Here is a 586-nt window from a genome sequence, read left to right on the forward strand (position 1 = left end):
GTCCAGCATATGCATAGGTTCGATTTCTGGGACACTCTTTTTCCGTCACCACCCTAAAATAAAAGCGATGCTCCCGCCCATCCTTGGCGTTTTCCTTGTTTAAAACAAAGTAGTTTTTCTGATTCATCGCCATAGTGCGTAGGATGTCATCGATCAAAAAAGTCAGTGGTACATTCATAGCAGAGTATTTTTGAAAATCCTCTTCAAAGCGGATATAACTATCTGAAAAATAATCCATCTGCAGTTTGTTTTCATACAAGTCTTTTCTAGTCATACACTCCCCCCTCCCACAGTCGAATTTCTAGGACATCTACTACCTCTACCAGCCTATAGCCCTCATTGGTCCTAATAGATAGAGTTTGAGGTGATAATTCGCTTACCTCACCAATGATCGTGGTTTTCTGCTTCTTTTCCTTGACCACAAAGCATCCCTTCAGTTGCCCGACATAAAGTTGCGAAAGCAAGAGTAACTTCTCAACGGGATTCAGACTCGTCGAGAAAGCTACCCGATTTTTCTCTTCACCGAGTGAACTAGTATGCTCTGAGAGGAAAAAGCCCATCCACTTCTGCATCCCTGGATCTTGAT

The 586-nt window shown here is 42.7% G+C and carries 2 protein-coding genes; both read right to left on the reverse strand.

The window, feature by feature from the left end; all coding sequences use genetic code 11:
* On the reverse strand, positions 1–274 hold a 274-nt coding region (locus tag GMD4S_RS10155), incomplete at its 3' end, for a DUF5960 family protein (protein ID WP_000196986.1).
* On the reverse strand, positions 267–586 hold a 320-nt coding region (locus GMD4S_RS10160; RefSeq protein WP_000300301.1), incomplete at its 5' end, for a hypothetical protein. The genes GMD4S_RS10160 and GMD4S_RS10155, both read right to left, overlap by 8 nt.

This window comes from Streptococcus sp. GMD4S, from assembly GCF_000296955.1.